Raw genomic sequence first — 20,568 nt, forward strand, 5'->3', positions numbered from 1 at the left:
TCGTTCCCTCCTCTCTCGTGCAAGCCCCTATTCTTTTCCAATCAGCTGCCTGGAGAAGCTGCTCAGTTTTTCACGCGTTTCTTCCAGTTCTCTGGACGGCAAAGACATTTCGACGACACCAGCTCCGGCATGAAGCCAAGCTTGGTTGTCCTTTTGATAAATCGTTCGCAGCACAAGCGCCGCATCCATGGCACCGTCGCTGTCAAAAGTCATAACGCACCCACTGTATAGACCTCGTGACACGGTCTCCAATCTGCCAATCGCTTCGATCGATTCTTTTTTCGGGATTCCCGAAGCGGTAACAGCTGGGAACAATGCGCGGAAGGCATCCCATGAGTTGCATTCTTGTTTCAGTTTCCCTTTCAAGCGAGAAGCGATATGCTGAACCGTTCCTCGGCTAGCTACTGACATAAAATCGTTCAAGACGATACTTGTTGAGTCGCAAACGATTTTCAGTTCTTCGAATGCCAGCTTGACGGAAACAGCGTGCTCGGCAATTTCCTTCGGGTCATTCAGCAGCTCTTCTTTAAGCCTGTTCGCCTCGTCTTCACTACTGCCTTTTGCCCGTGTTCCCGCGAGTGGGAAGGTACTCACCCATCCATCGCTATCGACCTCTACTACCGTCTCCGGGCTAAAACCGGCTGCACCGAGACCATCCAAGCTAACGAGGAAAGAGCGGGCCGGCGTATTCACTCGTCTGCCAGCTATATAGCTCGCAACCAGATCCAGCTCGTGATCAAGCGGAATTTTCCGCGACAAGATGACCTTATGGTATTTGCGTTCCTGAATCTCGCGTACACCTTCTGCCACGTTTTGCATGTAGGGTTCCGCGTCGTATGTATCGGATTGCGGGACGGACAGCTTCGGTTTGTCCACTCTTTGGGTCAGCTGTTGCTCGTCTTGCGTATTCATCGACAGCTCACTCAGCAGTTGGCTGAATTCGCTCCGCTTCTCTTCACGCAAGGCTCTCAATAGGACCGTTCCTTTGTTGAAACGCAGCTCGACCTCAGGAATGAACAGCTTGAGCAAGCCATCCTCTTCTGGCATGAGCGGCAAGCCTTGATAATAACGCGCCATGCCAAAGTTAACCGTTCCATAAGCGCGCCAACTTTGAATCGGCACCTGTGCCATTGCTTTTTCGAGCGTCTCACTAAGCTCATTGTTGTCGAATCGCAGAGTCTCGTTGCGATAAGTCAACGTCGTCTGCTCCCCATCTACATAGAGAAGCGCATGAATCCCCATTCCTAGCGAAAGCTCATCTCCGTTTTCATAGAGCAGGTAGTTTTCATACCCGCTGCGCTCTGCAATCAGCGCCGCTGCCATATGCGCATCACCCGCAAAAGCAAACGTTTCTTCCAGATAGGCGATTTCCGCTGGCTTCGTCTCTGACTTTGGCGCTAACGCCAGTTCTTTTAGCTTCGCTTTATTGACTTTTCCGACGCTGGTCAGCGGCCAGTAATCGATGAGTTCGATTTGGTCCGGCATTTTGTAGCGCGCCACTCCTTTTTCCTGGAAGAAGGCATGGACGTCCGCCAAGCTGATCGTTTCATCGTCGGTGATCAAAAATGCGCAGCTTTTCTCGCCCAGTACTGGATCGGGAAGTGTGATCAGCGCCGCGTCTTTAATTGCTGGGTGCATGCGCAGGTACGTCTCTACTTCAGCTGGCATAATTTTTTCACCCGCTCGGTTGATTTGCTCTTTGATCCGTCCACCGATTTGAATATTTCCTTCTGGCGTGATTCTAGCCTTGTCCCCAGAGCGATAGAAGCCATCAGGCGTAAAGCTCTCGCGGTTTTGTTCCTCTGCTCTGTAGTAGCCGCGAATTGTATACGGTCCCCGCACAATCAACTCTCCGTATTCACCTGGCGCGACATCGTTTCCATGCTCATCCACGATTCGCACTTCATCCCCTTCGGAAATCGGACGACCCTGGCAGCTGGTAATGATCGACTCTGGATCATCCAGTGATGTGCAGCAGATGAGCCCCTCGGCCATTCCAAATACTTGCTGTAGCTTGCATTTCCATTCTCGCGTGATACGGCTGGCGAGATTATCATCCAGCATGGAGCCTCCAACCTGAAGAACCTCCAGACTCGACAGATCGCTTTCTGTATCCCATTCCAGCACTTCCTGCCATACTTGCACGATCGAAGGCACGAGGCCGGTAATGGTCACCTGCTCTTTCTCAATCAGCGGAAAAGCTTCGTCGCAACTGGTAGTTTTACATAGCACGATCTTGCCACCAACGGACAGTGTGCCTAAGATGCCTGGGCAGCACAGAGGGAAATTATGTGCAATCGGCAAAACTGCGAGATAGACGCTTTTCTCTGTCAGTTGGCAACGAGCTGCGGTAGCTTTTGCATTGTAGACGTAATCTGCGTGGGTTCTAGGAATCAGCTTGGGTATCCCTGTCGTACCACCAGACAACAGCAATAACGCAGTGTCTTTGTACGAAGGGGCTTCCAGCTCGATTGGCGGTCCGCTTATCTCTGCCAAGTTCCGCCCGATCGGACTGTCCCCATCCGTCATGACGAATTTGACAGACGCATGCCTTTTGACTAAATCTTCTGCCATCTTCGTGTAATCAAAACCGAGAAACGTCGTTGGAATGATGTAGGCAACTGGCCTCGCAAGTGCAAAAATCCCGTCCAATTCAGCCTCTCTGTGGGCAGGCAATACGAAAATCGGCACAGCGCCGATGCGAAACAGGGCAAAGCAAGTCAGTACGAAAGAAATTCGATTTGGAAGCTGGACGGCTACATTGTCGCCTTTTTGAATTCCCATGTGATAAAAACCGGAAGCAAGCGCATCCACCTTGCTGTCGAGCTCGCTATATGTGAGTCTCTCCTCTTCCTCCACCACCGCTTCTTTGTTTTGATACTGTTCCGCCCATTTGCGCAATTGCTGCCCAAGTGTCAACGGCTCCCAAAAACCACGCTGTTCATAAGCTATTGCAGCTTGCTCATACCACTCCGTACTTACTTTCATTCCGTCCTCCTCCTGTGTAACTGCGGGTCACTCTTTGCGCCCGAAGCCGGATCATGCAGAATACTGCCTTGTCGGTGTACGCATCATGTTGGTTTGTCTAACAACAAGATATTGATAGTGATTCTCATTGTCAATTTCATCCGTAAGCTGTTTTTTCTACATTTGGGAAAAATAGGTTGGATTATCTTCCGTTTTCTCACGATTTCTTCGTTTCTCACTGTAAGATTTCCATATTCTTACACACTTATATAGTCTCATTAAACCCGATAAAGTTTATCAGTATAATAGAAGATTATCGTTCCAACTACTCCGATTCACGGTCTTCCTATCCCGATTGCAACTGCTCCGGCATAGCCTCTGCCAGGCGTAAACCCGTGAATTTTCCACTCCCCGCTCCTGATTCCATCTCCGTTTACCGTGAAGCTGCCATCCAGTTTTTCCATGAAAAAAGAATCGAGAGGACGGCTCAGGCCCTCCCCTGTCGCTTTGACAAAAGCCTCCTTGCGTGTCCAGCAATCAAAAAAAGCCTGTTGCCGCTCATCAGAGGGTAAACGCAAGATTCCCTCTCGCTCCACAGGGTGAAAGTAGCTCATGAGCTGTTCCATTTCCGGGATGTGTCGCAAATGCTCCACGTCAACGCCGAGAAGGCGATCGCGAGAAAAAGCGACCGCCACAAGCTCATGCGAATGCGACAGATTGAAAAAAAGTGCTTCGGAATCATTGTTTGGTCCACATAAAAACGGTTTCCCGTTCGAATTGTACTCCCATTGAACCGCGCGAGGAAAAATCCCTTGGTACCGCCCAATCATTCTTCTCAGTAGTCCATGTGCGACAACATAGCGCTCCCTGTCTGCTTGGAAATGAAATCGTGCCCGTTTATCGAGTTCTTCGGCAGACAGATCGCCTTCCAGCTCCTGCATACTGTGTACCCATGCTTGCACAAACGTCAGCCAAATATGTACTTCCCCTTTAACCAGTAACCAAGAGGACGATTCCTTCAGAGCTGATTTTGTCCTCTCAGACAAGTGGGTTATTCGCACCTGCTGCATCTCGTTAGCGCTCCCCTTTTCCTGCTACAACACTCCGGTATTGTCCAATCATTTTGGTTACAGATTGCAAGAGCACCTCTTTGTTTGTCGTCAGGAAAAAATGTCCGCCGTTTACCATTTCCAACGTAAATCCGGCACTTGTATGGCTAGCCCAAGCCTCCATTTCTTCCTGCGTGGCTTCCTGATCCTCAGTCCCGCAATACGCAGCAATCGGGCAATTAAGCAGGGGCTCCTCGGTATACACATAAGTTTCGTCGAGGGTAAAATCCGCACGCAACAGCGGCATGAACAACTCCATGAGCTCCTTGCTTTGCAGGATCGCCTCTGGTGTCCCGGAAAAGCGTCGCAGAGCTGCAACAAACTCCTCTTCGGGCAAATGGTAAATAGGCTTCGGCTCCGGGAAGTGTGGAGCTCGTCCTCCTGAAACGATGAGGCCAAGCGGAAGACGCCCCCATTTGCTCCGTACGGTACGTGCCAGCTCAAAGGCGATTCGCGTTCCCATACTGTGACCGAAAAATAAAAACGGGCGATCCAAATACGGATAAATCATTTGGGCCAGCTCTTCCACCAGCGTTCCCATATCTGAGTACGCTCGCTCGGCAATTCTATTTTCCCTTCCTGGCAGCTGAACTGGGTAAACACCGACATCACTGGGAAAAGCCTGTGCCCAGCCCCTGTAAATCGAGGCCCCTCCCCCTGCGTATGGAAAGCAAAACAGGCGAATGCTGTCTTTTGCTTGTGGCTGAGTAAGCAGCCATGTTTTCGTTTTCGTTATCGTATCCATGCTCCTATGTACTCCTCCCTTTCGTCTCTTGCTTAAACGCTTTGATACAACGTACATGATAATGATCCTCATGCATCATTGCCAAATAGATACAAGTCCCTCCTTTTCCGTTTTTTGGTACATTTCCGTGATTTTCCCCGATTATCTCGTCCTACGTTCACCAGAATGATTATTTTGCAGATCATCCGACTTGTAATATTTTGGCGATTGTTCAAGAAAAACGGAAAAACACGGAGATAATAGGCGAAAAAGCTCGAAAAATATCCCAAAATATTGAAATATGGGCTTTTTTTATTTTGACAACGATTCTCATTATCAATATTGTGTTCTTATACTGACAACCGTGCGTACAGCTAGCAAACTTTTTTCCAGCATTCCTGCAAAAGGGGGATCGTAAGTACAGAGAATTCGTCAAGCAGATCGGCTACTTATGTCTGAGGGAGGATGTTACATGCAAGCCCAAACATCATTAGCTGCCCAAAGCGGCAGATGGACCATGCGGGATATTATTACGCTCGCGATCTTTAACGTCGTCATGCTGATATTGATGACGATTGCCCCGATTATTACCGTTGTTTCTCATTTGCTGGTTGGCGGCTTTACCGCGCTACTCAACGGTCCGATTTATATGGTCATGTCTAATAAAATCGCCAAGCCCGGGACTCTATTTTTTACAGCTGTCTTGACTGGATTGTATTTTGTCGGTTTTGGCTACGCGAATTACTTACTTACCTTAGCTGTTATCGGACTCATCTGCGAACTGATCCTATGGGGAAAAGGCTCTTATCTGAATCCTGTGCGCAATGCAATCAGCTATTCTGTTTTTTATGTCGGCTATTCGCTTTGCGGGGTTGTCCCGCTTATTTTCTTCCGCGAATCGTATCTCGCGACCTTGGAAAAAAGCTATACACCTGAGCAGCTTTCTGCGATGCTCTATTACTTTGAAACCCCCAGCATGATTCTCATCATGTGCTCGATTTCGTTTGTCAGCGGAATGCTCGGCTGCTATTTCGGCAATCTGTTGATGAAGAAGCACGTCAAAAAAGCAAAGCTGGTGTAATGCTCCGCGTAAAAAAACAAGGCATATTCCTCCTCGATGATTCGAGTTGGAATATGCCTTGTAGACGTCTTAGCATCGTCCCTTATTGCCCTTCCATGGCGATTAAAATAAACGTGATAATTGCGGTTATCGTACCAAAGACGAAGTATAAACCCAAAAGAATGGCCATAAATAACAAGCTAGCTTTGGCAAAGTTTTTACGATTCAGATTCCCATCTGAACCAAAAGCCCAGACAAATAAAAAAACAATATTCACAAACGGAAGCATCATGAGCAACGAGACGGGTATCCATCCTTTCACTGTCATGACCTTTTCGTTTTCCGCTACGCTTCCTTCCACATACGTTTGGTGATCCATTCTATACCCTCCACGTTTTTTACCATTCCACTGTTCTTGCTATTGTTTAACCGATGTTGCAATGAATGCCACGATAAGAAGTAAAAAGAATACGCTTAAGTACAACCCGATGCAAATACCTATGATGAGCAAGTTAGCTTTTGCCCAGTTCTTTCTGTTTAGATTGCCTTCACTGCCAAATGCCCAAACAAAATACATCACGAGGTTGACCACGGGTACCATCATAATTAAAAAAGTAATCATCCATTCCTTGACTGACATGACCTGTTCATTTTCAGGCACGTTTACTTGCAGTTGATGTTGCTCCTGTTCCAATTCGAAACCTCCCTGTTATGTCATGTTCACATTTTGCTCAACCCGTAGCGTGCGAATCAACGCATGAGCCAGAGGCTGCCATACGAGCACTTCTTCAGACTCAAAATGAAAGCTCCCGAGTAGTGCCCGCCCGTTTACCGATGTCGCGAACAAGATTTGATAGTAGGTTTTGTCCTCGACCGGAATGATGAATTCGCTGCAGGCAACCCTGCATCCATCCTGTTCGATCAGCTCATTATGTACGACCTGCAAGCCTGCCTGCGCCTTTTTAATTTGTGCTGTCATCGCCTGCACAAACGATTCCACGCCGCTCATCGGTAACAGATGTGTCATATGATTCATGCCGAGCATAACCTCGCTATTTTCCTCTTTATAGGTAAGCTGCTCGTGCTGATGATTCCCTGCGCTATTTGACCCGCGTCCCCTCGGCATGAGCTGCATCGAACGGGGCAACTGAATGCCGAGCTGCCCGTCAAAGAGAACCATCTCCTCGAATTCGAATCTGCGTCCTTCGTACTCCATGTAGCCTTTTTGCACACCATCCAAACACTCCGCAAGCGTCAATTGCACCTGCTGTTCTTCCATTTCAGCTAATTGACGCCGTGTCTGGATGCTGTTCCATACATCCAAAATCTTTTCATCCCAGTAGATCGTCATGGCTCCCTCCGCATTGCCTGTTCCACTTTTTGCAAAACAAATCCGTTCAAGCTTCTGCGAAGGAAGCTTTCCGCAGCATCCAGACTCACCACGATATACGGCTCCAAAACCCCCTGAATCTTAAAGAAATGATGTGCCTTTATCTTATCGGTATCTAATACAAGCCTCTTTACTGTTCCATTCAAATGAAACGCAGTCTCCATGGAAAGGCAATCTACAGCAGGTACTTGCATGGCCCAGTAAACGTTTCGCAGATTGGTTTCGCTGTCGATCAAATCGACGCGCTTCCATTGTACACTCGGATTGTATTTGGCAGTAATGGTTTTCATCCGCTCCGAAATCATCGGCAGTGGCTTTTCCAACCAATCTGTGCAGGCATTGGCCCCATCCATGTTCACCTCGAGAACGGATATCGGCGGGAGTTGCTCGAAGGTGTTTTCCTTTTGCAGCCCCAGCCCCGATGGTACGACCCTTTGAACTATTCGACCGTCATCTGCTAGCAAATAATAATCGCGCATGTCATCCCGCCTCCTTTATTCCGTTTTCCACTCAATCTGCTGTATCTGTCCTTCACTCAATGCAAAGCGCTCCCGGTCCTTCTCGAAAAAAACGGCATTCCGCATATTCGCTCCATGAAAATTCGCATGATACAGACGAGAATGGCGAAAATCCGCTCCTTCCAAATCAGCATATGCAAATTGGACACCGAGTAAGCCCGGTACACGATGTAGCTCGTCCGCACTTACTCCTTGTCCCTCGGCATAAGAGAAGATGGCTCCACTCAAGTCAGCATGACGAAAATCGGCATCACAAAGAAGCGAATGGCTGAAATCGGTGCGTTGAAGCTTGCTCTTTACCCATCTTGTTCCGAATAGGACACACTCATGGAACTGACTGTCCGTAAGATTACTGCCACTAAAATCGCAATAGCGCAAATCCAGTGCATCCACATTGCTTCGCGGCAAATCCATGTGGGCGAATGTTTCATGGGTGCAAAACGTTCCTTTTGGTTGCCCAAGCAGGCTTCTGCTCTCTTTCTCCTCCCGCTTGATTCGCTCTTCTACGTACACCACTTCGCTGATGTCTTTGAATTCGCCCACTCGTATGTACAGACGATCCGCTTTCCTAATCTGTTGGTACTCAGGCAGCTTGATAACTTCCTGAATCGCTACTCGGGAAAGCGCTGTGACAAACTGACAGAAAAGCTCCATTTCCTTTAGGACCATATACTCCACATCAGCTGCGTGTATGATCCCCATGTACATTTTTCGGCGTTCGTCCAGTAGCGAAATCAGCGTGGACACCTCTTGCAATGTCCACGCTGCATCGTATCGTGCATAGCATTCCACTGGCTCCCAGTACCATTGATCCGTATAAGCCTCTATTAAAAATGTGTGTGTGCCATCCAATACCGTTGTCCGAAGCAACGAGTAGTGAATAAAACCGACAGGGGGAAGCTCCTGATTGTTCTGCATGAAGTCAATATGCTGGAGCATTTGCCGAAAAGACTCCACGAACTCCTGGACGAGCTGATCCTTGTTTTGCTGGAAATAGCGCTCGAGTGCCGCTACGCTTTCAGCCAACGCTGGCCGGAAGGTGTTATCGTGCAGATGCTGGAGCGCTTCCTCTTTCTTCATCGATGTAAGTGCCCCCTCTAGTTCATCTTGATTTCCGAACCTTTCATCTCGATCTTTTCTTCCAGTTTGATCGTATTTCCTTTTCCACTCAGTTCTACTTTATCCGCACTAATATGAAGAGAAGCAGCTGACAGTTTCATGTCCTTACCGGCTGTAATGTTCACATTCTGGCTGCTCTGGATATCGATTCCACTCGTATCACTGATCGTAATCGACATATCTCCTGTCGTGATCACAATTTTGTCCGGAGCCAGTACGATTTCCTTGCCATACTTGGTACGAAACGTTTTTACCGCAGGGTCCTTCATTCGGTCTCCCCCGCCACCTCCACCGCCTCCTCCTCCTGCACTGCTTTTCGGTGAGGATTTCTGTTTGGGCGCTGGCTTGTCGTCGTCTGGTATTTCCTTGAGAACAGAGCTGATCGCGATACCGTCCTCTTCTTTTTTGCTCGGGAAATAAATCCGAATCTGGTCGTTCAGCTCTGGCATGACATACCATCCAGTTTGATCCTCGGAGGCATAAATGGTGGAGTAAGGGAACCAATATGCCGTGCTCTGATCCTGCTGATCATCCATGTCCAGCTTGGCCCGCACATTGTCCTTCTGGACTTGCAGCACCCGGCCCTGGATGGACGCCCCGATGATGGCATGGTTATACTGCTTCTTACGCGCCAGACCTAGGCGTGGATAAAGCTTGTACGTGTGTGTGACAATGCCTTCCTTCATCTCTGTGACCGCTTCTCCGACCACAAGTGGTCTGGATTTGAAGTTCACCTCATTGCCGACCTCCAGCACTCGTTCGCTCTGTACTTCATACACGGTATAGTCCTGGTCATCGATTCCTGGAACCTTGTTCTCAGCATCACTCTGATAATCCCCCACACGCTTATGCACCGTATAATGACTAACCGCAAGCTTTCCTTTATCTTGACCTTTTGGCAAACCGAAATAAAACTTGGGAATGTCAAAAGCCGTTGTCGGGATCAAACCTGTATAAAAGCGCGACGCCATCCTCTTCAGGAACTGCCAATCGGTTTCTTCATACTGCATGACAAACGTATTCAAAGCCTTTCCGTTCGTAACAGAGTCAATAAAATCAGCTTTTCCGTACCCGGACAGCACCGTTTTCACGAGCCCCGCATAGGTCATCGCCGGATTTTGAAACGAACGCTTTCTCGTTTTGACATCCAACAAATAGGTATGAGAAATTGCCTCCAGCGACAAGTAATAAATACCGCGAACCGCTTTAACATGGACGCGCAAGACGATGCCCTGGAACCATGTTTTCGGCTTGCCCGATTCATCCGCCAGTGCCACGCTGATCAGCGTTTGCGCATTTGTCTGGTTCACGTAGCTATCTTTTCGCTCTTCAGAAATAATCCCCGTGAGCGTCAGTCGCGCATGCTCGTTCATTTTTTTCACGACTTTCATCGTTTGCAGATGAGTAAATTCATAGGGCGAAACTTGTATATCTCCATAAGTGAGTGTTCGATTGCTCATGGTATCCCCTCCCTGCCAGATGAACCCCCTTCTCCGATGCTCCTAGGGAAATGGATTCACCCTTCCAAATAAGACCATTATTTTACACACAATCTTACAATCGGTATTATTTGGGATTTTTTGAATGGGTCATTAGTCCTGAATGGTATGATTTGGAGGCAAAGGGAGAGGCTTTGTACCATTTCTTATCTGCTCGAGAGCCCGATGGAAGTCCTTCTTTTACCTCGAGTATTCCTGCGATTTGCACTTGCGCTACCATTTATAGGATGATAGGGGAATTCATAGAGATCAAACAAGGGAGAGAATCCAGGTGAACATAAAGAAAAATCAAGTATTTGTAGAATTGGAGATAGCGAATTTGAACAACACAGATCTTACATCCACGCTATATGAAATGTGCTACTCTCATAAAGAGTATGAAAACGATGTAATCGAGGTACATCAAGTTGTCGATCTGGGAAAGCATAAAGGCAAGTCGAGATACTTAATTATCATCAATATTACGCGAGATTTGGATAATCTCGGGGAAGAAATTGATAACCCTTATATCGTCAAAGGCCCTTGAATTTAGTTCAAGGGCCTTTCCTAATCACAATCTTCAATCCATGACTCCATCCCACTTAGGAACTCTTCCAGGGACATATTCGCCCACTCTTTTTTATTTTGCTGATAATCCTTAATCAAGTGAGAAATGAATTGAACCATATCCTCTCTGCTCTCAACCGTACCCGCTCTCTCTAGAATATCCATGCGAAACTCCTCCTACCCCTATGTCTTTATCTTCTATTTTACTATAGATGTTCCAAAGGAGTTTGACGAATTGGGGAATGAAAAAAGCCCGCTGGCGTGCAACGGGCTTTCTGTCTCTTATGTGAGGGGGAACATCTGTCTAGTCAATAACAGGATTCGGGCTGTCACTATTCTCGGAGACGTTCCTTATTGAATAATCTCGGAAATCGCTTGCTTTTGCTCCAAAATCTCGGTTTGTACCTCGATCAGTTCTTTCAACAGATCAGCAGCCTCTTGCAAGGATGCAGCTGCTTGCTCCTTGTCACCGGACTTGAATACTTCTTTTGCTTCTTTCACTGCGTTTTTCTCATTTGTTTTCAGTTCTTTTGCTTGCTCTTTGTTCGCTTTCTTTTCGGTGCGGATTGGCTTCAGCTCTTGGTTCATCTCTTTGAAAGAAGCTTTTTTCTCTTTTACCTGCGCCAATTCACTTTGGACATGAGCGAGTTTTTCTTCGATAGCTGTATGGTTCGCGGCGATTTCAGCCTTGATGCTCGCTACCTTTTCTTTATCCTTTGCTTTCTTCGCTTCTTTCAATTCAGCAGACAGCGCCTTGTTCTCTTCACGCAGCGGCTTTGTCTCTGCCAGTGCGCTTTTCACGGTTTCACGTACTTCTGGCGTCACATCGCCCCAAAGAATGTCCCATGCTTGTTTGTTAGTCTGGGTTTGAGCTTTCAGTTTATCTTGGAGAGCTTTTTGCTCCACTTGCAGTGCTTTTAGTGCTTGAACTTCAGGCAGGCTCTTCCACCCTGCTTCTTTCCCTTCTTTCTCAGCGGCAAAAGCTCCTACGGCACTCGTTGCCAACAAGCTCGCTGCGATTACAGATACGGAAAGCATTTTTTTCATGTGTGAACACTCCCTGTCTACTATTGTTTCTTACAAACCAATCGTAACGTACGAGCATTGGGAATGTTCGGGATAACCTCGTGAAAAGTAAGGGGAAAGTGTGGGATTTGGGAAAAACACAAAAAGCCTAGGAGAGGCCTGGGCCGAGCTGGATTTTCACTCATTGAAAACTATTTGATATAACCGTTCTTGGTGTAACAAGGTTCCTATTTACTCATAATTTCGGTCATGCTAAAAAGTCTTCTTCGATAGTCTCATAAGCTTCATTGGACAGTCTTTCTAAAAATTCTCGAAAAGATGGTGCTATCTCTGGCAGACATTGCTTGATGAGTGAATAAGACAAAAGAATAGGCTCGTCATCAGCGTAGCGTTCAGCGATATCGTCTGGAACAAGGACGCATTCTACGACTTCCAAATCATCATTATAGGAGCAAAACGCTTGATCTGCGATTACTACACGTGGTTCGCTATCATTGCTGCTATTCAAATCGAGACAAATAGCATGGCCACCTATTGTTGTAGCGATTGTGAGTAGCCCGAATTTTAGCAGGTACATACTTGGTACAGCAGATGAGTTCACTACCTTTATGGATTCTATATCCAATAGCCTTATTCCACCGCTTAAAGTAGGCAGATAGTGAGGATTATACGTCTGATAAAAGGCAACAACCGAATCCGGTACAGTATATGTTTTCAAATCTACCCATTCTAGTAAGGAATGAAGGTGAGCGGTATTTGCTTGTTGGAAGGCTTTGTCGATGTCTTCTGGGGCCATTCCGTCTCTTTCGAAGTTACGACGAAATTTTCTAATGATCCCTTCGAACTCCAAAGATATTCCTCCTATCATTTCGAGCATAACATTCTCGTTCTATAATGATTCCGTTTTCATATTCAAAACAACAATATTTTCCACTATTCATATAAAAGGTTAAATGGCAACATCCTGGTAGCCGACTTCCGTTACTTCTTCATTTAAAAGCCGAAGTCCTAGACCATTTTCTTCGTCCCAGGTGCAATCGAAGAGTAATCCGATATCACGGCCTTCAAAAATATCACCATAGGGAACAACAATTTCAAGTAAAACGATCCTTTTAAGTAGTTGGTCTTGTGTTTCAATTAGGGGATAATCATCATGGTATCCAATATCATACCCGAGCTCATGCCGCTTTTGCTTGTAGTAGTCGAGGATCGCTTGCAAAACACGCTGTTGTATGTGCTCCCAATTTTGCATGAGTGATTGATAAGCCATGTATTGTTCTTCATCAAATTTACCGTCTTCCTCACCCTCTACCGTGAGTGCTATCTCGGTTTCTTTCCCGCAAAAATGAATGGTCATGTGCTTTGACCAAACAAGAAAGTATGAAAGTTCACCAAAAACCGGATCGTTTATGATCATGACACAATCTCCTTCACTGCTGTTTTTTCTCATCTTGAAAACTGGTATTATTTGCGGTTATATCTACTTTTAAAGTCTCCTTCCTTCCTAAAATTTTCTTTTTGGTGAATTATTTTATATTCCCTTCCTTATAGAGATTCTTTTTAATTGGTGCAACGCATTCTTTTTAATTTCTTTTTCCTTTGATTTACTTAAGAGTTCTAATTTCTCTTTAGACTCTGGCGTATTCATATCACCTAGAGCCCAAATACATTTTACGGCAAGGGCATTTGTATAATGAAGATACTCAAATTTTGTTAATGCTGCTTTATAAAGACTTTCTACCGATGAATTTGATTGAAAATATTGAAGCAAGCCAGCAATATCCTCATGTGCCTTATGCCAAGCTTCAGTAATTAACTGGTTTAACATCTCCAAATGTCTTTCATCAAACAAATCAAATGTAAATCCTATATAAAATAGTAATCCTAGGTCATCTTTATTTTTTTCTCTACAAATAACTTCTAACAGTTTGTCAAAGTAGCTAGTTAATTCTATATTTCCCATGAACAAATCCAAAAATTCTAGACCTGTTATTTCACCGCCTATAAGTTTTTTTATTAGTATTCTTAGTTCTTGATTCATTTTTCTATCCTTTCAGAACTAGTAATATGATCATTAAAAATATCCTGCCGCTCGTATCCGTATCATTAGGACAAATAATTCTTCATTCGTTGGACGGTTAATTCCTCCATCAATAACCATCCAAAAAATGAAACCTTGAAAGGCAAGCAGCCAATCAAGGTTTTGGATATTTTCACTCAAAACTATAAAGTACCCCTACATATTGGACTAAAATATCTAATCCTAATCCCATTCATTAAGTGGAAATTTTAGTAATCCATTACTACATTTTGGGCATTTTTGTTTCGAAAAATCTCTTGTCCAAATCCTACAATAGATACACCTTTTGCCGTACAATTCTGGATATAGTTTATTTTCCTCATCTGCTTCAGGTTCGAGTATAGCAAATACTTTTTGTCTGGTTTTTTCATATAAATGACTAACTTCAGGAGAAACATCATACGAATCAGTAGTTGGTTCCCATTCACACCCCTCTATTATTTGTACTGGTCTATCCAAATCTTCTTCTAATCTATCAAAGGATGTTCTAGGCCATTCATCAGTATGAAAAATTTCTTTCTCAATTTTGTACCAATCTTCCCAACAAGATATATTATTTATATCACTGTCTAATTCATTTCTATCAATAACAATAGAAAACATAATATTCACCTACCTTGGTGTTGGTGATTTCTTAGTTTCTTCAAAATACATATTACGCTTTAGTCACTCCAATTTCCTCTAGTTCCATAAGAAACTGGGTCGGGTCAGGTCAGCGTTTTGGTCGACCACATACCGTACCGTCTTACCGTTCCAAGTCATAGAGGTGCGCATGTATTCTACATCATAGATGTATTGCTTTCCTTGCAAATATCCCTATCTCCTTGTACGCAAACTTATGGCCGGAACATGCAAAAAAGGCTCATTTCTCCTCACCATTTAAGTTGGAATAAGCCCCCATTATTTGAACATCTTTTTACCGATTTAGAAACTATTCTGTAATAATAATATAATCTTGCTCGGCAATTTGTTCATGCTTTATCTTTATTTGTTCCGTTCCTTCAAGAAGAGAAGCAACGTAACATGTTATATCAATTTCAACTTCATTCACATTATCCGGGGCATCATTACCAGGGTGAGAATGAACTTCTACTATATATCCTTTTTCGCCTCCATAACCTTGTATAACAAATTCCAGCCCCAAAATACTCCTATTAATGTATACGGCCGGAACCTCTTCATAGATATAATCCTCTAATCCACCAAATGTAATACCGCCAACTAACTTGTCAGAAATAATTTTTGCAACACCATAAATATCTTCCTCAGATGCTATTGGTAATGAACAAGTAAAATAGGGGTACTTTTTTCTCATATGTAATTCTCCTAGTCAATTATTTGACTTCCTTTTATAGATTGGTCCGCGAATCCTTTCTCCCAGACCCGGAATGAGTCCCACAACATCCAGCGCTAACTGTACACCATCCAGAAATCCATCCATCCAGACTCTTCCTCTTCCTCCTCCTCAACAACCTCTTCCTCTTCTTCCTGCTGCGGCAAATCCTACACAACCACAGGCGCCTTCGTCAGCCCGCCCATCTCAATCTTCGGCGCTTGCAGATCCACTTCCTCGTCCAAAATCATGCTGCTGGTGCTGCACATGAGGTAGATCGCTTCCTTGGCCTTGATCTCGACCTTCGTATCTGACGTAATCTCCATATCCTTTTCCGAGGAAAATATGATTGGATGCATACTGTGAATCTCGATGCCGTCCTCTTCGTGCAGTTTGATAAAAATATTGCCTTCTTCGCTTTCTTTCGCCTGTTATTTTGAACATACAAAAAGGCTTACTCCTCCTGGTATGGCAAGTTGGAATAAGCCTTTGAAAGTTTATAGACTTGTTTTTCATGTTTTTTAGTGTTTGGTTTGTTGGTTTTGTACGATCTTGTTGCTAGGGTTGTAAACCATTTATACTCAAAACTATTGATAGACTGGGAGACCCGAGCCTTCTTAAATTGAGCCATTAAAGAGATTTACTTTTTATCTCCTCAAACCATTCATCAGCAAAGTCATCAGCCGTTTTTATATCATCATTTGTGTGCACTAAATCATACTTGTATTCAGCTTGAAACTTGCCACTCGTAGCATCATATATTAATTTCATCTCAGTTGGCATGTCTTTTTCAAATTCTTTACACAATTCTTCAATTTTTTCTATATTATCATTGATAATATTTAATACCATAAACTGTCTTTCTGTAGAAACATCATAACTTTCGTCCCGATCCTCCAATACATCATTCAACTTATGACACTCTACATATTTATTATTAATTAAATAATAGAAACTGCTCGATATCATATCTTCTTCACATGAAGCATAAACATATACTTTATTGGCCCTTTCTCCAACATATTCCATACATATGGATATCATATCTGCTTGCAATTCACTAAACCTTTCTTCAAATTCTTTCATAACTACATTCCACTCCTTTTAAAAATTTTTAAATTTTGCACTACCTGCTTTACCATCAATAGTGTACTTAACAATAAATTTGTCCGGGCGCATATTATTACCAGAGTAAACTATCTCAACATCAACTGTTACTTTTTTGGGAGGTTCTTCTTTGGCGGAATAAGTCTGTAAAGCAATTATGGTAGTCGTTTTATCACTTTGCTTTATGTCGAATTGAATGATACTTCATCCAGCTTTTCCTGATATTCCGAAGTGAGCCACTATTCATTGAGTTTTGGAAATGCAAAAAATGCTCATTCCATCTCAGAGTTTAAGTCGGAATGAGCATTTGCAGTTGTCTCACACGTTCTTGTGCAGATGAGATAAAAACGAATTACAATCCATTCTATTTTTTCTACATTAGCTGTTATCAGGAATAAACAACTTACTTGTAAAATCTGTAAAGCTATCAGCAATTACGACAATAAATTCTTCTTTTAACTCCTTATCTTCCTCAAAATAATCCATGTCACAAAAATAAACTTTTCCTACATCATTCCCTCCTACCGATAAACAGATTAAACTATCGGCTGGATCAATCCCTATAGGAAGAAAGTTAGAGGGTACAATTTTACCAATAGTATACATTCTATATTTGTTTTCTAAATTCATCTCTGCCTGTTCTGATAAAGGAAAATACATCATTATTGATGAAGTTATTTTACCATCTTGAGTTTCAAATCTCCTCGCACTAGGTTTTCCACCATTATGTTTCAAAAGAAATTCTTTGTAGTCGCTAGGGAGTATTATGTTATTTCTTTTCTCAAATCCTTCGATGTCCTCTCTATTTAACTCTTGAAATGTATAATCAAATTTAATTCCCATTTTTACCCTCCATTATCTTTATTTTCTTCTAAAGAATACATTCTCTCCAATAACTCCGTAAATGATCTACATATTGGAGTTATTGAGTTCTCTATTTTTTCTTCATGATCATAAAAAACTATCTGAGGTTTGTCTAAAGAATTACGAAAATCAAAGCAAAGTAAATTTCCAAACGGATCTCTGCCAAATGGTACTATTCCCATGGTACCCGGATCATCTTTAAAGTCAAAAAACATTTGAATATTTAATACTTCATCAGTAAAACTAATTAAATCATTAAAAACTCCCTGTGTCCCATTGTCAAAATCGAATTTATTGGGTTTTGGGTATCCACCGTTATATTTCTGAACGCATTCCCTATAGTCTGACGGAAACCTCACACCAAACGTATTCTCAACAGAAGATATTGTCTTTTCATCAACAGTTTTTTCTACAAACATCCAACTAATCAATCCCATGATAACATCTCCAGAATTTTCTTTTTGATTTGACCCTTTCTACCTGCCTCTCCTCCACCCCAAATCGCTCTTCCTCCTGTATGACCGGCTACTTGATGTTCAAAATAGTCAACAATTTGCATCCTCCCACTATCTTGATGATGATGCCATGTCAACGTTTTTGGGACGGAGCCATTTTTAAATAGTTCAATTTCCTCTTTAGTAAATTTTTTCGCTAGGTCTGGGTTCTTTATGATTTCCTCATAGAGTTTTTTTGACAAATAATCAAATTGTACTCCATCCGGCTCCAAGTACAGTTTTTCAGGCAGTGAAATTTCGTGTTTAGAATTAAATATTGGGAACCCAGCTTTATCATAAGTTACTTTGTATTCTTTTCCATTTTTCTTTGAGACAAATGTATAAGTTGTCGTGCCATCTTCATTCCTAACTTTGTTTTTATATGTTCTTGGTTTATTCGGAACTCTTGTATAAGCTGGTTGATTTCGAGCAGCATCTTCCATTGCTTTGTCTATTGCTTTTTGTTGCTCTTCTTTTGAAGGTTTAGATTTAGTCTCAGGCGGCTTCTCCGGCGGTTTTTGATTCGGTTTCGGCTCATTGGGTCGTCCAAAAGTCTCGTCCCACTTCCGCTGATTCTCTGTCCGTGGAAGCTCCACCACATCCTTTTTATTCGCGAATTTTACTGGAAACCCTTCCGCCAATTGTGACTGAGGGCCTAAACTATCCGCTACATTCTGCAAGCCTTCTTGCATATCATCGCGCAGCTTCCTAGCCTTTTGCTTGAGCTGTTCTTTCATCTGTGTTGCCTTGTTGATGACAGCATCTTTTGCGGCCATGACGCTAGCGTACAACTGCTCCTTGATTCGCTGGACGGCTTGCATCACATCCATCTCGTCTAGTGTTTTGCGGGCTGCCGTCCAGACCTTCCCGACGGTGCTTTCGACAGCATTTGCTACGTTCTTCACAACATCCGCCGCTGAGTCTGCTACCTCGAGCACTTTCTGTCCCGCTTTCGTTCCCTTTAGTGCTTTATGCGCCTTTGCTCCCAGCTTGGCTCCGGTTGCCGCCCAGCCTGCAAAAGGGATACACGCTGCCAGAGATAGCGCCGCTCCTGCATAGTCTCCACGTGCGAGCGAGATTCCCGCATTCGCTAAGTCCGCTATTTCTCCCAAACCCGGAATGAGTCCCACAACATCCAGTGCTAGCTGTACACCATCCAGAAATCCACCCCAGCCAGACTCTTCCTCTTCCTGCTGCTCCTCTTCCTCTTCTTCCTCCTCCTGCGGCAAATCCTCCACAACCACAGGCGCCTTCGTCAGCCCGACCATCTCAATCTTCGGCGCTTGAAGATCCACTTCTCCGTCCAAAATCATGCTGCTGGTGCTGCACATGAGGTAGATCGCTTCCTTGGCCTTGATCTCAACTTTCGTATCTGACGTAATCTCCATATCCTTTTCCGAGGAAAATAGGATCGGATGCATGCTGTGAATCTCGATACCGTCCTCTTCATGCAGCTTGATAAAAATATTGCCTTCCTTGCTCTCCTTCGCTGTAAGAACGAGCTCCTTGCCGCCCATCATCAGCTCTTTGCCGAAGTTGGTTCCCCAGTACTTGATCCCGGGATTGCCCGTTTTCGCCGTGCTGCCTCCACCTTTTCGCACGGAACTGACTGCCATGGCACCTTCTTCATCTGGTGTGGAGAAGTACAGCTTGACGGAGTCACCCATTTGCGGCATGCAGTGAAAACCGCTGTTGCCCTCTGCTGAATAGACCGTAGCATACGGGAACCAGCTCGCCTCTGCCTTGGGCTGCTTCGGATCGATGTCGAGGTGGATTTTGACGGTATCCTTCTGGATGTCGATGATCTTGCCTTCCAGGGCAGCACCGCATATGTCATCGTTGCGGATAGGGTTTTGCCGGATGCCTGCTTCGGGCATGAGCTGATAGGTGTGAATGAGAAGGGCATGATCGATCCTTGTTGTCGAACCGGCGACGACCAGCTCTTTGCCTTGGTAGTTCACGCGGTCTCCGAGCTGGAGAACCTGTCCGCTTTCTACTTCATAGGTGAGAAAATCGTTTTCCGACATACCTGCTGCGTAGCCGTTTTCTGTCGTTTCCATATAGGGCGACAGCCTTTTGCTGATGGTGTAGCTCGCGTCTGTCAGTTGGGCTGGAAAGAAAAGTTACAAAAAAACAAGTCAATCATGTCAGTAAATGCACATGATTGACCTGTGTACCAATACTAGAATAGTATTCTTTTGTTTTAAAATCCTCGTTTTCACGTAGTCACTGCCGCTTTTGAATCATGGATCAGCGGTTTTCCCCATCTTAGGAATAATACTTTATATATCTTTCTTTTAAAGGAATTCTTTCGTCAGCAAGTAGCTCTACTTCCAGTAATCTTGTTTTATTCTCCAGCTGGGCGATGAATAATGCATAAAAGTCACCAGAGGTCGGATAAGTAAATAATCCATATCCCCTTTGTGACAGTATCCTATTTGCTTCCCTTATCTTTTCAGGTACATATTCATACTCAAAATTCCCGAGCTCTTCAAGTTCTTCTTGTGAAGCTAATTCATTTTGAAGATTGAATTCATAATCCAAAATATAATTGACGATCTCCTGATACTGCTCACCTTTATAATCAAGAAACAAAAATTTCTTTGTGGACAGTCCATATTTTAATAAGCTTTCGTGTAAATCCAGCTCTTCATGATCCCTAATAAATTCTTCTAAATCTTTGCTATCTGGGAATATCAGCTGTGCTATACCTTGACCATACATATTGACGT

Annotated in this window: 24 protein-coding genes; 2 read left to right on the forward strand and 22 right to left on the reverse strand. The window is 44.1% G+C overall.

Annotated features, from left to right (window positions below):
- Window positions 1-27 precede the first annotated feature (27 nt).
- From POF51_RS15585 to POF51_RS15595, 3 genes are all read right to left on the reverse strand, one after another.
- Window positions 28-2,988, reverse strand: coding sequence for a salicylate synthase (locus POF51_RS15585; RefSeq protein ID WP_069848012.1), 2,961 nt, complete (start codon window positions 2,986-2,988; stop codon window positions 28-30).
- A gap of 314 nt (window positions 2,989-3,302) precedes the next feature.
- Window positions 3,303-4,037, reverse strand: coding sequence for a 4'-phosphopantetheinyl transferase family protein (locus POF51_RS15590; protein ID WP_069848014.1), 735 nt, complete (start codon window positions 4,035-4,037; stop codon window positions 3,303-3,305).
- A 4-nt stretch (window positions 4,038-4,041) separates the two neighbouring features.
- Entirely contained in the window at window positions 4,042-4,821 is a 780-nt protein-coding gene (locus POF51_RS15595) for a thioesterase II family protein (RefSeq protein ID WP_069848016.1), read from the reverse strand.
- Between the two features lie 451 nt (window positions 4,822-5,272).
- Between POF51_RS15595 and POF51_RS15600 the strand changes: the two genes are divergently transcribed.
- Entirely contained in the window at window positions 5,273-5,881 is a 609-nt protein-coding gene (locus POF51_RS15600) for an MptD family putative ECF transporter S component (protein ID WP_069848017.1), read from the forward strand.
- Between the two features lie 82 nt (window positions 5,882-5,963).
- Here POF51_RS15600 and POF51_RS15605 read toward each other — a convergent pair whose 3' ends face one another.
- The 6 genes from POF51_RS15605 to POF51_RS15630 are packed head-to-tail and all read right to left on the reverse strand — an operon-like array spanning window position 5,964 to window position 10,347.
- Window positions 5,964-6,239: a hypothetical protein gene (locus POF51_RS15605; protein ID WP_069848020.1), complete on the reverse strand. Its 276-nt coding sequence runs from the start codon at window positions 6,237-6,239 to the stop codon at window positions 5,964-5,966.
- 39 nt (window positions 6,240-6,278) lie between these two features.
- Window positions 6,279-6,554, reverse strand: coding sequence for a hypothetical protein (locus POF51_RS15610; protein WP_139135932.1), 276 nt, complete (start codon window positions 6,552-6,554; stop codon window positions 6,279-6,281).
- Window positions 6,555-6,569: 15 nt separating this feature from the next.
- Complete coding sequence (locus POF51_RS15615; protein WP_271755694.1) at window positions 6,570-7,211, reverse strand: hypothetical protein; 642 nt, start codon at window positions 7,209-7,211, stop codon at window positions 6,570-6,572.
- A complete protein-coding gene (locus POF51_RS15620; protein WP_069848024.1) occupies window positions 7,208-7,729 on the reverse strand; it encodes an imm11 family protein in 522 nt (173 codons plus the stop codon). The genes POF51_RS15615 and POF51_RS15620 overlap by 4 nt, the downstream gene beginning before the upstream one ends.
- Before the next feature lie 15 nt (window positions 7,730-7,744).
- The gene (locus tag POF51_RS15625) at window positions 7,745-8,848 is read right to left on the reverse strand and encodes a pentapeptide repeat-containing protein (RefSeq protein WP_069848026.1); all 1,104 of its coding nucleotides are present in this window, start codon (window positions 8,846-8,848) and stop codon (window positions 7,745-7,747) included.
- 17 nt (window positions 8,849-8,865) lie between these two features.
- Window positions 8,866-10,347 carry a contractile injection system protein, VgrG/Pvc8 family gene (locus POF51_RS15630; RefSeq protein WP_069848028.1) on the reverse strand — a complete coding sequence of 494 codons (1,482 nt, stop codon included), beginning with the start codon at window positions 10,345-10,347 and terminating at the stop codon, window positions 8,866-8,868.
- 310 nt (window positions 10,348-10,657) lie between these two features.
- On the opposite strand from POF51_RS15630, the gene POF51_RS15635 reads away from it, so the two are divergent.
- Entirely contained in the window at window positions 10,658-10,912 is a 255-nt protein-coding gene (locus tag POF51_RS15635) for a hypothetical protein (protein ID WP_069848030.1), read from the forward strand.
- A 20-nt stretch (window positions 10,913-10,932) separates the two neighbouring features.
- Here POF51_RS15635 and POF51_RS15640 read toward each other — a convergent pair whose 3' ends face one another.
- The 13 genes from POF51_RS15640 to POF51_RS15705 form a co-directional block, all read right to left on the reverse strand.
- On the reverse strand, window positions 10,933-11,097 hold the full coding sequence (locus POF51_RS15640; RefSeq protein WP_271755695.1) for a DUF7660 family protein: 165 nt from the start codon (window positions 11,095-11,097) through the stop codon (window positions 10,933-10,935).
- Window positions 11,098-11,283: 186 nt separating this feature from the next.
- A complete protein-coding gene (locus POF51_RS15645) occupies window positions 11,284-11,979 on the reverse strand; it encodes a hypothetical protein (protein WP_069848034.1) in 696 nt (231 codons plus the stop codon).
- 226 nt (window positions 11,980-12,205) lie between these two features.
- Window positions 12,206-12,808 (reverse strand): SMI1/KNR4 family protein, encoded by a 603-nt coding sequence (locus POF51_RS15650; protein ID WP_069848036.1) that lies wholly within the window; start codon window positions 12,806-12,808, stop codon window positions 12,206-12,208.
- A 99-nt stretch (window positions 12,809-12,907) separates the two neighbouring features.
- Window positions 12,908-13,375 (reverse strand): DUF6985 domain-containing protein, encoded by a 468-nt coding sequence (locus tag POF51_RS15655; RefSeq protein WP_069848038.1) that lies wholly within the window; start codon window positions 13,373-13,375, stop codon window positions 12,908-12,910.
- 114 nt (window positions 13,376-13,489) lie between these two features.
- A complete protein-coding gene (locus POF51_RS15660; protein WP_271755696.1) occupies window positions 13,490-13,999 on the reverse strand; it encodes a hypothetical protein in 510 nt (169 codons plus the stop codon).
- Window positions 14,000-14,221: 222 nt separating this feature from the next.
- Window positions 14,222-14,641: a hypothetical protein gene (locus POF51_RS15665; RefSeq protein WP_271755697.1), complete on the reverse strand. Its 420-nt coding sequence runs from the start codon at window positions 14,639-14,641 to the stop codon at window positions 14,222-14,224.
- 328 nt (window positions 14,642-14,969) lie between these two features.
- On the reverse strand, window positions 14,970-15,353 hold the full coding sequence (locus POF51_RS15670) for a hypothetical protein (protein WP_069848043.1): 384 nt from the start codon (window positions 15,351-15,353) through the stop codon (window positions 14,970-14,972).
- 188 nt (window positions 15,354-15,541) lie between these two features.
- Window positions 15,542-15,730: a hypothetical protein gene (locus POF51_RS15675; protein ID WP_069848045.1), complete on the reverse strand. Its 189-nt coding sequence runs from the start codon at window positions 15,728-15,730 to the stop codon at window positions 15,542-15,544.
- 271 nt (window positions 15,731-16,001) lie between these two features.
- Entirely contained in the window at window positions 16,002-16,457 is a 456-nt protein-coding gene (locus POF51_RS15680) for an immunity protein YezG family protein (RefSeq protein WP_069848047.1), read from the reverse strand.
- Window positions 16,458-16,856: 399 nt separating this feature from the next.
- Window positions 16,857-17,321: an SMI1/KNR4 family protein gene (locus tag POF51_RS15690; protein ID WP_069848049.1), complete on the reverse strand. Its 465-nt coding sequence runs from the start codon at window positions 17,319-17,321 to the stop codon at window positions 16,857-16,859.
- Between the two features lie 2 nt (window positions 17,322-17,323).
- Window positions 17,324-17,779, reverse strand: a complete 456-nt coding sequence (locus tag POF51_RS15695; protein WP_271755698.1) for an SMI1/KNR4 family protein — start codon at window positions 17,777-17,779, stop codon at window positions 17,324-17,326.
- Window positions 17,770-19,896: an HNH endonuclease gene (locus tag POF51_RS15700; protein WP_244521753.1), complete on the reverse strand. Its 2,127-nt coding sequence runs from the start codon at window positions 19,894-19,896 to the stop codon at window positions 17,770-17,772. The genes POF51_RS15695 and POF51_RS15700 overlap by 10 nt, the downstream gene beginning before the upstream one ends.
- Before the next feature lie 208 nt (window positions 19,897-20,104).
- Window positions 20,105-20,560, reverse strand: a complete 456-nt coding sequence (locus POF51_RS15705; RefSeq protein WP_069848054.1) for a DUF6630 family protein — start codon at window positions 20,558-20,560, stop codon at window positions 20,105-20,107.
- Window positions 20,561-20,568 lie beyond the last annotated feature (8 nt).

It is taken from the genome of Brevibacillus sp. AG (assembly GCF_028369215.1).
GTDB lineage: Bacteria > Bacillota > Bacilli > Brevibacillales > Brevibacillaceae > Brevibacillus > Brevibacillus porteri.